The 11,959-nt window shown below is 64.5% G+C and carries 15 protein-coding genes; all 15 read left to right on the top strand.

Going from position 1 to position 11,959, the window contains the following annotated elements; translation table 11 throughout:
• Positions 1-51: 51 nt before the first annotated feature.
• The 15 genes from rpoE to nagZ are packed head-to-tail and all read left to right on the top strand — an operon-like array spanning position 52 to position 11,948.
• The gene (gene rpoE / locus pbN1_RS01555) at positions 52-651 is read left to right on the top strand and encodes an RNA polymerase sigma factor RpoE (protein ID WP_011238912.1); all 600 of its coding nucleotides are present in this window, start codon (positions 52-54) and stop codon (positions 649-651) included.
• A 9-nt stretch (positions 652-660) separates the two neighbouring features.
• Complete coding sequence (locus pbN1_RS01550; RefSeq protein ID WP_169202114.1) at positions 661-1,224, top strand: sigma-E factor negative regulatory protein; 564 nt, start codon at positions 661-663, stop codon at positions 1,222-1,224.
• Positions 1,221-2,198, top strand: a complete 978-nt coding sequence (locus tag pbN1_RS01545; protein WP_169202113.1) for a MucB/RseB C-terminal domain-containing protein — start codon at positions 1,221-1,223, stop codon at positions 2,196-2,198. Before pbN1_RS01550 ends, pbN1_RS01545 begins: the two co-directional genes overlap by 4 nt.
• On the top strand, positions 2,195-2,668 hold the full coding sequence (locus tag pbN1_RS01540; RefSeq protein ID WP_169202112.1) for a SoxR reducing system RseC family protein: 474 nt from the start codon (positions 2,195-2,197) through the stop codon (positions 2,666-2,668). The genes pbN1_RS01545 and pbN1_RS01540 overlap by 4 nt, the downstream gene beginning before the upstream one ends.
• On the top strand, positions 2,665-4,080 hold the full coding sequence (locus pbN1_RS01535) for a DegQ family serine endoprotease (protein ID WP_169202111.1): 1,416 nt from the start codon (positions 2,665-2,667) through the stop codon (positions 4,078-4,080). The genes pbN1_RS01540 and pbN1_RS01535 overlap by 4 nt, the downstream gene beginning before the upstream one ends.
• Positions 4,077-4,343, top strand: coding sequence for a glutaredoxin family protein (locus tag pbN1_RS01530; RefSeq protein ID WP_169202110.1), 267 nt, complete (start codon positions 4,077-4,079; stop codon positions 4,341-4,343). Before pbN1_RS01535 ends, pbN1_RS01530 begins: the two co-directional genes overlap by 4 nt.
• A gap of 54 nt (positions 4,344-4,397) precedes the next feature.
• Positions 4,398-6,194 carry a translation elongation factor 4 gene (gene lepA, locus pbN1_RS01525; protein WP_169202109.1) on the top strand — a complete coding sequence of 599 codons (1,797 nt, stop codon included), beginning with the start codon at positions 4,398-4,400 and terminating at the stop codon, positions 6,192-6,194.
• 48 nt (positions 6,195-6,242) lie between these two features.
• Positions 6,243-7,031, top strand: coding sequence for a signal peptidase I (gene lepB / locus pbN1_RS01520; RefSeq protein WP_169202108.1), 789 nt, complete (start codon positions 6,243-6,245; stop codon positions 7,029-7,031).
• An 18-nt stretch (positions 7,032-7,049) separates the two neighbouring features.
• The gene (locus tag pbN1_RS01515) at positions 7,050-7,409 is read left to right on the top strand and encodes a DUF4845 domain-containing protein (protein ID WP_169202107.1); all 360 of its coding nucleotides are present in this window, start codon (positions 7,050-7,052) and stop codon (positions 7,407-7,409) included.
• The gene (rnc, locus tag pbN1_RS01510) at positions 7,409-8,086 is read left to right on the top strand and encodes a ribonuclease III (protein ID WP_169202106.1); all 678 of its coding nucleotides are present in this window, start codon (positions 7,409-7,411) and stop codon (positions 8,084-8,086) included. Before pbN1_RS01515 ends, rnc begins: the two co-directional genes overlap by 1 nt.
• Positions 8,083-9,000: a GTPase Era gene (gene era / locus pbN1_RS01505; protein ID WP_169202105.1), complete on the top strand. Its 918-nt coding sequence runs from the start codon at positions 8,083-8,085 to the stop codon at positions 8,998-9,000. Before rnc ends, era begins: the two co-directional genes overlap by 4 nt.
• A gap of 21 nt (positions 9,001-9,021) precedes the next feature.
• Complete coding sequence (gene recO / locus pbN1_RS01500; protein WP_169202104.1) at positions 9,022-9,741, top strand: DNA repair protein RecO; 720 nt, start codon at positions 9,022-9,024, stop codon at positions 9,739-9,741.
• On the top strand, positions 9,738-10,493 hold the full coding sequence (locus pbN1_RS01495) for a pyridoxine 5'-phosphate synthase (RefSeq protein WP_169202103.1): 756 nt from the start codon (positions 9,738-9,740) through the stop codon (positions 10,491-10,493). Before recO ends, pbN1_RS01495 begins: the two co-directional genes overlap by 4 nt.
• Positions 10,494-10,503: 10 nt before the next feature.
• Positions 10,504-10,881: a holo-ACP synthase gene (acpS, locus tag pbN1_RS01490; protein ID WP_169202102.1), complete on the top strand. Its 378-nt coding sequence runs from the start codon at positions 10,504-10,506 to the stop codon at positions 10,879-10,881.
• Entirely contained in the window at positions 10,878-11,948 is a 1,071-nt protein-coding gene (nagZ, locus tag pbN1_RS01485) for a beta-N-acetylhexosaminidase (protein WP_169202101.1), read from the top strand. The genes acpS and nagZ overlap by 4 nt, the downstream gene beginning before the upstream one ends.
• Positions 11,949-11,959: the final 11 nt, after the last annotated feature.

Genomic DNA, 11,959 nt, shown 5'->3' with positions numbered 1-11,959 from the left:
CGGTCGTTATACTGGCGCGGATTTTGCCCAACCTAGAGAAACGACCCGCTCATGAGCGATCGCGAAATTGATCAGCAGCTTGTCGAACGCGTTCAGCGCGGCGACAAGCAAGCCTTCGGCTTGCTGGTAACAAAATACCAACGCAAGTTGCATAGGCTGCTTTCGCGGTTGATTCGCGATTCTGCCGAGGTAGAGGACGTCGCCCAGGAGACGTTCATCAAGGCTTACCGTGCCTTGGGTTCTTTCAGGGGCGACAGTGCTTTTTACACTTGGCTTTACCGGATCGGAATCAACACCGCTAAGAACTACCTGGTATCCCAGAGCCGTCGTGCACCGACATCGACCGGGTTCGATTCGGAAGAGGCGGAAACCTTCGAGGAAGGCGACAACTTGCGCGACATCAATACGCCCGAAAGGCTGATGATGACGCGCCAGATCGGGCAAACGGTGGATGAGGCCATGGAGGCGCTGCCCGAAGAATTGCGCACCGCGATCATGCTGAGAGAACTGGAAGGCCTTAGCTACGAAGAGATCGCGAGCATCATGGATTGTCCCATCGGGACGGTCCGGTCCCGGATTTTCCGGGCGCGCGAGGCAATTGCTGAACGACTGCGGCCGCTGCTGGATACGGCTCCTGACAAACGTTGGTAGGTGGTACTCATGAAGGACAAACTGTCGGCACTGCTGGATGGCGATCTGGACGAACAGGCGATGGGCCCGGTGTTTGACTCGATCCGTCGAGATCGGTCTTTGCGCTCCGACTGGGAAACATACTGCACCATAGGAGACGTCCTGCGCGGGGCCCGGGACACTTCTCCTGGTCTGGTCGCCCGGGTGATGGCCGGCATCGAAGCGGAGCCCACGGTGCTTGCTCCTCCCGCTTCCGGCTCCGCCAGCGGGCAGCCGGGGGGCGCACGGCCTCGGGCGCGACGATCCCTGATGCCGCTTGCGGCGTCGATCATGGGCGTCGCCGCTGTCGGGTGGGTCGCGCACACACTATATGCCGGGCCCGAAGGAGACGTCCGCACAGCGAGCGCCGTCAATGGCCTTCAGACAGTGGAAAACGTTTCCGTCCCGGTGGGGACCATGACCACCTCACCCCAGGTCGACCGCCACCGCGAATATCTCTTCGCGCATCAGGCAATGACCTCCGGCGGACCGCTTTCGGGCGTCATCCAGCACGTCCGGACAGTTTCGGATGTGAGACAGGACGTCAATCGATGAGAGGTTTTGCCGCTGCGTTGGGTCTGTGCCTGCTGTTCGCCCAGACTCAGGTTCTGGCGCAGGCACCGAGCGACCCCGTATCCTGGCTGGGGCGCATCGCCACTGCAGGACAACGCTTGACCTACTCGGGAACCTTCATCTATCAGTCGGGCAAGAATTTCGAAACCTCCCGGATCTCACACATGGTCGACGCGGGTGGGACGGAACACGAGCGGCTCGAGGTACTCGACGGAAGCCCTCGCGAGGTGATCCGGACCAACAGCGAAGTGCGATGCGTCCTGCCGGACCAGAAGATCGTCATAATCGACCAGCCGGGCGGCCAGCGCGCGTTTCCCGCACGACTTCCGGCATCGTTCGGGAGCCTCACCGAGAATTACCGCATCCGCAAGGGCGAATCGAGCCGCGTGGCCGGGCTCGACGCGCAGCTCATCATCCTGGAGCCCAAGGACGACCTGCGATACGGCCATCTGTTGTGGGCCGAAGTCCAGTCCGGCCTGTTGCTCAAGGCTCGCACGATCGACGAGCGTGGCGAGATCATCGAGCAGTTCACTTTCGGCGATGTGAAGATCGGCGGCGAGATTGCGACCGAGGCCTTCAAGCCGCGCTATGTCAAGGACGACCGATGGCGCGTCGTCCGTGCCCATGGGGTCGAGGTGGGAAAGGAAGAGAGCGGCTGGGTGTTGACCACGCCGCTGCCCGGGTACTCGATGATGTCGATCGTGCGACGTCCGATAGGGCGTGACCGCGCCGAAGTTCTCCATTTCGTATTCAGTGACGGCCTTGCCGCAATCTCGGTGTTCATCGAACCGCTGGCCCCGGATGGTGCCGTCAACAGTGCGGGGCCGCTGGCACCGAGCGGTGCGATAAACACGTACAAGCGCGTCGTCGCCGGCCACCTGGTCACGACGCTCGGCGAGGTTCCTCTGCGGGCAGTCCAGAGGTTGGGCGACGGGATTGAGCCGGTCGCGCGATGATCGAAGCCAGGGCTGTGGTTACCCGCGCGGAAAACGGCGAGGCGTGGGTTCGCATTGATGATCGTCCGGGAGGATGTGGCCGCTGTGACGAGCCGGGCGGGTGCCGCTCGACCGGGCTTGCCTATGCGCTGAAAGCGCCCGACAAAGTGTTCAGGCTGCCGAACCGGATCGGTGCCGAAGCGGGCGACGCCGTACGCATCCGCATCGACGACGCTGCTCCTCTGCGCGGTGCCTTGCTCGGCTATGGCCTGGGCGTCGTCCTGCTCCTCGTCGGCGCGGCGCTCGGCACCGGCTGGGCGGCCGAAGGGCAGGGCGATCTGTTCGCGCTGACCGGAGGCGTTGGAGGCCTTGCCGCGTCGGTGGCGTTGAATCGCTTCGTGCTACGCAGCGCGAAGCTGCGCCAGGCGTTCGACGTCGAAATGGTGCGGGAGCCGGCGTCGTGCGGGCACCAGGCGGGAACGTCCTCATGACGTCGTGGAGCACGGTGTTTCGTTGTCTGGTCGCGGTCGTGATGTCGTCGCTGATGCCGATCGCGGTCGCCGCCGTATCGCTGCCGGACTTTACCGAGCTCGTGCAGCGCCAAGGCGCCGCTGTCGTGAATATCAGCACGAGCCAGTCGCCGAAAGAGGGCACGGCGTTGTTTCCGGGTTTCGATGAAAACGATCCGATGTTCGATTTTTTTCGTCGCTTCATCCCCCGCAAGCCCGAGCTGCCGAGGGCAGATCCTGAAAACCGCTCGCTCGGTTCGGGGTTCGTCATCAGTGCCGACGGTTACATCCTCACCAATGCACACGTCGTCGATGCGGCGGACGAAATCCTGGTCCGGCTCGTCGATAAGCGCGAATTCCGCGCCCGGGTGATCGGCGCGGACACGCGCAGCGATGTCGCTCTGATCAAGATCGAGGCGACGGACTTGCCGAGGCTCGTGATCGGCGATCCGGACAAGCTGAAGGTGGGCGAATGGGTCGTCGCGATCGGGTCGCCGTTCGGTTTCGATCACTCCGTGACGGCAGGGATCGTCAGTGCGACCGGCCGCAGCCTTCCCGACGAGAACTTCGTCCCGTTCATCCAGACCGATGTCGCGATCAATCCGGGCAATTCCGGCGGCCCGCTATTCAATCTCCGCGGCGAGGTCGTCGGCATCAATTCACAGATCTACAGCCAGACGGGCGGGTTCATGGGGTTGTCGTTCGCGATCCCGATCAACGTCGCGATGGATGTCCAGCAGCAGCTGCGCACCACCGGCCGCGTGCAGCGTGGGCGGATCGGGGTCGCGATACAGGAGGTGACGCGCGTGCTCGCGGAGAGCTTCGGTCTGCCGCGGGCCGCAGGGGCGCTCGTGAGTGCGGTCGAACCCGACGGCCCGGCAGCCCGTGCCGGCGTGGAACAGGGCGACGTCATCGTGAGTTTCGGCGGCAAGAGCGTGGAGGCATCGGCTGATCTGCCCCGTATCGTCGCAGCGAGCCGGCCCTCCTCGCGTGTCAACGTGCGGGTGTACCGCAATGGCGAACCGCGCGAACTGAGCGTGACGGTCGGCGAATGGCAGGACGACGCGCCCGCCCGTACGCGGCGCAGCGAGCGCCCGCAGCCGGCGCCAAACAAGCTGGGTCTCGTGGTCGCCGAACCGACGCCGGCCCAGCGGCGCGAGCGCGAGGTCGAGCACGGACTGATCGTCGAGCGCGTGCAGGGCGCTGCCGCGCGCGCGGAATTGCAGCGTGGCGACTTCATCCTCGCGCTGGTGTCGGGTGGCCGGCAGGTCCCGCTGAAATCGGTCGCGGCCTTCACGCGCGCCGTCGCAGGGCTCAAGGACGGCCAGCAGGTGACGCTGCTCGTGCAGCGCGGCGAGGGGACTTCCTACGTGACGCTGCAGGCGGGCGAATGAGCGCGGTGCGCGAGCTGGTGGTCATGAGTCGCGAGTGGTGCCACCTGTGCCACGATCTGCTCGATGAGCTCGGGCCGCTCGCGACGGAGCTCGGTTGGACGCTGCGCGTTCTCGACGTCGATGCCGACCCCGAACTCGAGGCACGCTGGAACGAACTGGTCCCGGTCGTGCTCGGCGGCGACACCGAACTGTGCCGCTACCGGCTCGACGCGGCGGCCGTTCGTGCCTATTGCCGACGTTTTCCGCTAGAATCCGCGCCTTAGCTAGGTCAACCAATTCATCCAAGGTGCCGCACGGCACCTTTCTTTTGTTGTCGCATGCAACATATCCGAAATTTTTCGATCATCGCCCACATCGATCACGGCAAGTCCACGCTGGCGGATCGGCTCATCCATTTCTGCGGGGGCTTGTCCGATCGCGAGATGGAGGCGCAGGTTCTCGATTCGATGGATCTCGAGCGCGAGCGCGGAATCACGATCAAGGCCCAGACGGCCGCGCTGCAGTACACGGCCAAGGACGGGCAGGTCTACAACCTCAACCTGATCGACACGCCGGGCCACGTGGATTTTTCGTACGAGGTCAGCCGCTCGCTGTCGGCGTGCGAAGGCGCGCTGCTCGTCGTCGATGCCTCGCAAGGCGTCGAGGCGCAGACCGTGGCGAACTGCTATACCGCGATCGAGCAGAATGTCGAAGTCGTTCCGGTCCTGAACAAGATCGATCTGCCGGCCGCCGATCCCGAGAGCGCGCGCAAGGAGATCGAGGACGTGATCGGCGTCGATGCGTCCGAAGCGGTGCTGTGTTCAGCGAAGACCGGGCTCGGCATCGAGGATGTGCTGGAGACCGTCGTGCGCCGCGTGCCGCCGCCGAAGGGTGACCCGAACGCGCCGCTGAAGGCGCTGATCATCGACTCATGGTTCGACAATTACGTTGGCGTCGTGATGCTGGTGCGCGTCGTCGATGGTGTGCTCAAGCCCAAGGACCGCATCCTGCTGATGGCCAACGGCGCGCAGTACCCGTGCGACCAGGTCGGCGTGTTCACGCCGCGGTCCGTGGGGCGCCCCCAACTTTCGGCTGGCGAGGTCGGATTCATCATCGCCGGGATCAAGGAACTGCAGGCGGCGAAAGTCGGCGACACGGTGACGCTCGCGACGCGCCCGGCGAGTGAGCCCCTGCCCGGCTTCAAGGAGATCAAGCCGCAGGTGTTCGCCGGACTTTACCCGGTCGAATCGAGCGAATACGACCAGCTGCGCGATTCGCTCGAGAAACTCCGGCTCAACGACGCCTCGCTGCAGTACGAGCCGGAAGTCTCGCAGGCGCTCGGTTTCGGGTTCCGCTGCGGCTTTCTCGGCCTGCTGCACATGGACATCGTGCAGGAGCGGCTCGAGCGCGAGTTCGACATGAACCTCATCACCACCGCGCCGACGGTGGTGTATGAAGTGGTGATGAACAGCGGCGAGGTGATCCGCGTCGAGAACCCGGCGAAGCTCCCTGACCAATCGAAGATCGCCGAGATCCGCGAACCGATCATCACCGCGACGATCTTCCTGCCCCAGGACTACGTCGGGCCGGTCATCACGCTGTGCAACCTCAAGCGCGGCGCTCAGGTCGACATGCGCTACCACGGTCGTCAGGTGCAGCTGATCTACGATCTGCCGATGAACGAAGTCGTGATGGACTTCTTCGACAAGCTGAAATCCGTTTCACGCGGCTACGCGTCGCTCGACTACGAGTTCAAGGAGTACCGTGCAGCCGATCTCGTCAAGCTCGACCTGCTGGTCGGCGGCGAGAAGGTCGATGCCCTGTCGGTGATCGTCCATCGTGCCTCGGCGCAGTACCGCGGGCGCGAGGTCGCGGCGAAACTGCGCGGACTGATTCCGCGCCAGATGTTCGATGTCGCGATCCAGTCGGCGATCGGCTCCCACATCATCGCCCGTGAAACGATCAAGGCGCTACGCAAAAACGTGCTCGCCAAGTGCTATGGCGGGGACATCTCGCGCAAGAAGAAGCTGCTCGAAAAGCAGAAGGAGGGCAAGAAGCGGATGAAGCAGGTGGGCAACGTGGAGATCCCGCAGGAAGCTTTCCTCGCCGTGCTACGGGTCGATGAAGGCAAATGATGCGCAGTCCGGCGTAATGGCGCCGGAACGCTTCGATACGGAGTCCGTGTGAATTTCGCCCTTGTATTGTTTCTGCTGCTTGTCGCCACCGGAGTGCTGTGGCTGATCGATCGCTTCGTCGCGCGCAAACGACGCGCCCCGGGATCCCCTTCTCCGTGGTGGGTCGAGTACGGGGCGAGCTTTTTCCCGGTCATCCTGATCGTGTTCGCGCTGCGATCCTTTCTCGTCGAGCCGTTCAAGATTCCATCGGGCTCGATGATTCCGACGCTGCTCGTGGGGGACTTCATCCTCGTCAATAAATGGGTCTATGGCATTCGCGTGCCGGTGATCAACAAGAAGATCATCGACGTCGAGGACCCGAAACGCGGCGACGTGATGGTGTTCCGCTATCCCGCCGATCCCTCCCTCGACTACATCAAGCGTGTGGTCGGCCTGCCTGGCGACAAAGTCGAATACCTGAACAAGCGACTGCGGATCAACGGTGAAATGGTCGAACTCGCACCCCAGGCCGACTACCTCCACCCGGATCGCCTCTACTATTCCCCGCGGTTCGCCGAGAAACTCGGCGACGTCAATCATTCGGTGCTGATCGAGCGTAATACGCCGGCATTCGTTCCGCATGTGCTGGACTTCCCGTACCGCGAAAACTGCACCTACACGACGGCCGGGGTAACCTGCACCGTGCCGGAGGGGCATTATTTCGTCATGGGCGACAACCGTGACGCAAGCAGCGACAGCCGCGTGTGGGGTTTCGTGCCGGACGAGAACATTGTCGGGCGCGCATTTTTCATCTGGTTCAACTTCAGCGACATGAAGCGCATCGGTGGTTTCCATTGATACGGAGAACTTAAACGCATGAAAAGCAGACAACTGGGTCTTAGCCTGATCGGCGTGCTGATTGTCGGGGCGCTGCTGGGCTCGGCGTTGCTGGTCGCTTTCCGGACCGTGCCGGCGATCAACGAATACCTGGCCATCAAGCGCAACGTAAAACTGGTTGCGGAAGAAGGCGACAACGGCGTGGCAACGCCCGAACTGCGCCGCAGTTTCGACCGGCGCCGGCAGATCGACGACGTCGTCACGGTCAGCGGGGCAGACCTCGACATCTCGAGGCCGGGCGGGAAGACGGTCGTCGAAGTTGTTTACGAACGCAAGGTGCCGGTGGCAGGGAACGTCAGCCTGCTGTTCGACTTCCAGGCCACGTCGGCCGAGCAATAGTGGCAGGCAAGCTCGACCGCCTGCAGTGCAGCCTCGGACACCGGTTCGACAATCCGGCGCTGCTGGAGCAGGCCCTCACGCATCGCAGTTTCGGACAGCCCAACAACGAGCGCCTGGAGTTTCTCGGCGACAGCGTCCTCAACTGCGTCGTGGCGATTGCGCTGTTCGAGCGTTTCGCGGGCCTGCGCGAAGGCGAGATGTCGCGCCTGCGCGCATCGCTGGTGTGCCAGGACGGATTGCACCGGGTCGCGCTGGAACTCGACCTCGGCGAATATCTTCGTCTGGGCGAAGGCGAGATGAAGAGCGGCGGCTTTCGCCGTCCGTCGATTCTCGCGGATGCGCTCGAGGCGGTGTTCGCCGCGACATTTCTCGATCAGGGTTTCGCCGCCGCGAAGGCGGTGATCGATCGCCTGTACGGTCCGATGATCGCCGCGATCGATCCGCACGTCGCCGCGAAAGACCCGAAAACCGCGTTGCAGGAACTGCTGCAGGGGCGCAAGCTGCCGTTGCCGACCTATGTGATGGCCAAGGTCCACGGCGAAGCCCATGCGCAGGAATTTGAGGTGGTGTGTGAGGTCAACGCACTGAATCTTCGCACCACCGGCCGTGGCCCCAGCCGCCGTGCCGCAGAACAGCAATCGGCGGAGCTCGCGCTGGCCCAGTTGAGGAAGCAATGAATCAGGAAAATACGCCGCAAGCCGATGACAAGGTGCCGTTTCGCACCGGTTTCGTCGCCATCGTCGGGCGCCCCAACGTTGGCAAGTCGACTTTGCTGAACCGGTTGATCGGGCAGAAGATCAGCATCGTCTCCCGCAAGGCCCAGACCACGCGGCATCGCGTCACCGGTATCCTGACGAGCGACGACGCGCAGTTCGTGTTCGTCGATACGCCCGGCTTCCAGACACGGCATCGCAACGCGCTGAACCGCTCGATGAACCGCACCGTGTCGCAGGTGCTCGGCGACGTCGATCTGGTGTTCCTGGTGATCGAGGCCGGGCGCTTCGGCGACGACGACCGCAAGGTCGTCTCGGTGCTGCCTGGCGATGCGAAAGTGGTGCTGGTCATCAACAAGGTCGACCGGCTTGGCGACAAGAGCCAGCTCCTGCCGTTCATCGCGAAGATGGCGGAAGTCTATCCCTTCACCGAAATCGTGCCGTTGAGTGCCGAACGCGGCACCAACGTCGAAGCGCTCGTGAAGGCGGCTACCCCGTTGCTGCCCGAGGGCGAGCCGATGTACGGCGCCGACGAGATCACGGACCGCAGCGAACGTTTCCTGGCGGCGGAATTCCTGCGCGAGAAGCTGTTCCGCCTGCTCGGCGACGAACTGCCCTACGGCGTCGCCGTCGAGATCGAGAAGTTCGAGACGGAAGGCAACCTACGTCGCATTTATGCAGCCGTCGTGGTCGACAGGTCCAGCCACAAGGGCATCGTCATCGGCAAGGGCGGCGAGCAACTCAAGCGCATCGCCTCCGAGGCGCGTGTCGAGCTCGAAAAGCTCTTCGACAGCAAGGTGTTCCTCGAGGTGTGGGTCAAGGTCAAGAGCGGCTGGGCCGATGACGAACGGGCGCTCAAGAGTCTCGGCTACGAATAATCCGACCGTGCGCGTGGGGCCGTGAGCCAGAAGCAGCGCATCGACCAGCAACCTGCATTCGTCCTGCACACTTATCCGTGGCGCGAAACCAGCCTGATCGTCGAGATTTTCTCGCGGGACCACGGCCGGGTCGCGCTGGTGGCCAAGGGTGCGCGCCGGCCGATGTCGGCGCTGCGCGGCGTGATCATGGCTTTCCAGCCGCTGCTGATGGACTGGTCCGGCGGGGGCGAGGTCAAGACCCTGGTGCGCGCGGAATGGCGCGGCGGGCAGCCGCTGCTCACCGGTCGGGCGCTGATGTGCGGTTACTACCTCAATGAATTGCTGGTGCGGCTCACCGCACGCGAGGATGCGCATCCGGCGCTGTTCGAGGCTTACGCGGACGCGCTTTCGCAGCTCGGACGCGGCGACGTGGCGCCGATCCTGCGGCGCTTCGAACTCACGCTGCTGCGCGAACTCGGTTACGGGGTCGGCCTGGACATCGAGGGCGACTCGAACAGGGCCGTCGATCCCGCGCAGCAGTACGTCTATATAATCGAGAAGGGTCCGGTACGGCTCGCGAGCGACGACGAAGGCCTGCCGGGGGTGAGCGGCCAGACGCTGCTCGACATGGCGCATGGCGATTTTTCCCGCACCGAAACCCTTTTCCAGAGCAAGGCGCTGTTGCGCCTGCTGATCAACCACTACCTTGGCGGACAGCCGCTGCAGTCGCGCCGGGTGCTGAAGGAGTTGCAGGAACTGTGATCGAACTCGGCGTCAATATCGACCACGTCGCGACGCTGCGCCAGGCGCGCCGCACGTGGGAACCGGATCCCGCCTGGGCGGCGATGGAGGCCCATCTGGGCGGAGCCGACGGCATTACCGTGCACCTGCGCGAGGACCGCCGCCACATCCAGGACGAGGATGTGCGCAGGCTGCGCGAGCTCACGCAGATCAAGCTGAACTTCGAGATGGCGGCCACCGATGAGATGGTCGGCATCGCGTGCGCGCTCAGGCCCGAGATGGCGATGCTGGTGCCCGAGGGGCGCCACGAGGTGACGACCGAGGGCGGGCTCGACGTGCTGGCGCAGGAAAAGCGGCTGAAGGACGTCGTCGGACGGCTCGCCGACGCCGGCATCGTCAGCAGCGTGTTCATCGATGCCGAACTCGAGCAGGTCGAGGCGGCGGCACGCATCGGCGCCCGGGTCTGCGAAATCCATACCGGCGCCTACGCCCATGCGTTCCATGCCGCCGGCCGCGATGCGGAGAGTGCTGCGGTCGTGGAGCAGATCGACAAGGTCCGCCGTGCCGGCGAGGCGATTCGGGCACTCGGCATGCGCTTCAACGCGGGCCATGCGCTGAATTATTACAACGTGCAGCCGATCGCCCGGTTGCCGGGGGTGCGCGAACTGCATATCGGGCACGCCATCATCAGCCGTTCGGTATTCACCGGCCTGCGTGAGGCGGTGCGCGAAATGAAGCGGCTGATGCGCGAGGCCGCCGGCGCCGGACGATGAGCGGGAGCGCATGATCCACGGCATCGGTACCGACATCGTGCAGGTCGAACGCATGCAGCGCTCGCTTGATCGTCATGGGGCGCGTTTCGCCGCGCGGATTCTTGCCGCGTCCGAGCACGACGGCTTTGCGGCGAGCCGCGACCCCGCACGTTTCCTCGCCAAGCGCTTCGCGGCAAAGGAAGCGTTTGGCAAGGCGCTCGGAACAGGCGTCGCAATCCCGGCAACGCTGCACGCGGTGGCGGTCGACCACGATGAGCTCGGCAAGCCGCTGTATTGCTACGACGCGGCGCTGGCCGGCTTTCTGGCCGAGCGCGGCCTCAATGCACATTTGAGCCTCACCGACGAGGCGGACTACGTCGTCGCCTTCGCCCTGATCGAGAAACGATGACTTTCCAATCCGGTTCGCCCGCCACCGTCCGGCCGCTCGGGCCGGTGATGCTCGATGTCGCAGGTCTTGCGCTCACGGATGAAGAGCGCGAGCGGCTGCTCGACCCGCTGGTCGGCGGCGTGATCCTGTTCGCCCGCAACTTCCGCGACTCGGAACAGTTGCGGGCGCTGACCGCCGAGATCCATGCGCTGCGCAGCCCGGCGCTGATCATCGCGGTCGATCACGAAGGCGGTCGGGTGCAGCGTTTCCGTACCGGCGGCTTCACGCGCATTCCGTCGATGCGCTGCCTGGGGCGCATCTGGGAGCGCGACCATGTTGTCGCGCTCGAATCCGCGCGCTGCGCGGGCTACGTGCTCGCCGCCGAGCTGCTCGCGCACGGTGTCGACCTCAGCTTTACGCCGGTGCTCGATCTCGATTACGGTCGCAGCCGCGTCGTCGGCGACCGGGCTTTCCACCGCGACCCGCTCGTCGTCGCGGCGCTCGCGCAGTCGCTCGTGTCCGGCATGGCGGAGGCGGGCATGGGTTGCGTCGGCAAGCATTTTCCGGGTCATGGCTATGCCGAAGCCGATTCGCACGTCGAGATCCCGGTCGATGAACGCGAGTTCGATGCGATTTGGGCCGAGGACATCGCCCCGTACCGTCACCGGCTCGGGCGCCAGCTGGCCGGCGTGATGCCCGCGCACGTCATCTACCCGCGTGTCGATCCGAATCCGGCCGGTTTCTCGCGCTTCTGGCTGCAGGACATCCTGCGCGGGCGCGTCGGCTTTGGCGGCGTGATCTTCAGCGACGATCTGACGATGGAAGGCGCAACCGTCGTCGGCGACATTCTTGCCCGTGCGCGCGCCGCCTTCGGCGCCGGATGCGACATGATGCTGGTGTGCAACCGGCCCGACCTCGCGGTCGACCTGCTCGACCGCTGGGCACCCGACATCGCCCCGGAGAGTCGGGCGCGCATCGAGGCGTTGCGCTCGCGTCCGCAAGCTGCCGATCCGTTCGCGCTGGAACTGCATCCCGTCTACCGTCAGGCGCGTGACGTCGTCGCCGGCCTCGTCGAGGACGCGGCCTAGATCGCGCTCGC

This window comes from Aromatoleum bremense, assembly GCF_017894365.1.
Taxonomy (GTDB): Bacteria; Pseudomonadota; Gammaproteobacteria; order Burkholderiales; family Rhodocyclaceae; genus Aromatoleum; species Aromatoleum bremense.
The sequence above is the reverse complement of the archived record's forward strand: the minus strand, read 5'-3'. Positions and strand labels throughout refer to the sequence as shown.

What these genes read in the sequence shown, in the direction of transcription:
- pbN1_RS01550 (WP_169202114.1), top strand. Translation starts at nt 661, where the DNA reads ATGAAGGACAAACTGTCGGCACTGCTGGATGGCGATCTGGACGAACAG.
- lepA (WP_169202109.1), top strand. Translation starts at nt 4,398, where the DNA reads ATGCAACATATCCGAAATTTTTCGATCATCGCCCACATCGATCACGGC.
- pbN1_RS01515 (WP_169202107.1), top strand. Translation starts at nt 7,050, where the DNA reads ATGAAAAGCAGACAACTGGGTCTTAGCCTGATCGGCGTGCTGATTGTC.
- rpoE (WP_011238912.1), top strand. Translation starts at nt 52, where the DNA reads ATGAGCGATCGCGAAATTGATCAGCAGCTTGTCGAACGCGTTCAGCGC.
- era (WP_169202105.1), top strand. Translation starts at nt 8,083, where the DNA reads ATGAATCAGGAAAATACGCCGCAAGCCGATGACAAGGTGCCGTTTCGC.
- pbN1_RS01545 (WP_169202113.1), top strand. Translation starts at nt 1,221, where the DNA reads ATGAGAGGTTTTGCCGCTGCGTTGGGTCTGTGCCTGCTGTTCGCCCAG.
- acpS (WP_169202102.1), top strand. Translation starts at nt 10,504, where the DNA reads ATGATCCACGGCATCGGTACCGACATCGTGCAGGTCGAACGCATGCAG.
- pbN1_RS01535 (WP_169202111.1), top strand. Translation starts at nt 2,665, where the DNA reads ATGACGTCGTGGAGCACGGTGTTTCGTTGTCTGGTCGCGGTCGTGATG.
- nagZ (WP_169202101.1), top strand. Translation starts at nt 10,878, where the DNA reads ATGACTTTCCAATCCGGTTCGCCCGCCACCGTCCGGCCGCTCGGGCCG.
- pbN1_RS01540 (WP_169202112.1), top strand. Translation starts at nt 2,195, where the DNA reads ATGATCGAAGCCAGGGCTGTGGTTACCCGCGCGGAAAACGGCGAGGCG.
- pbN1_RS01530 (WP_169202110.1), top strand. Translation starts at nt 4,077, where the DNA reads ATGAGCGCGGTGCGCGAGCTGGTGGTCATGAGTCGCGAGTGGTGCCAC.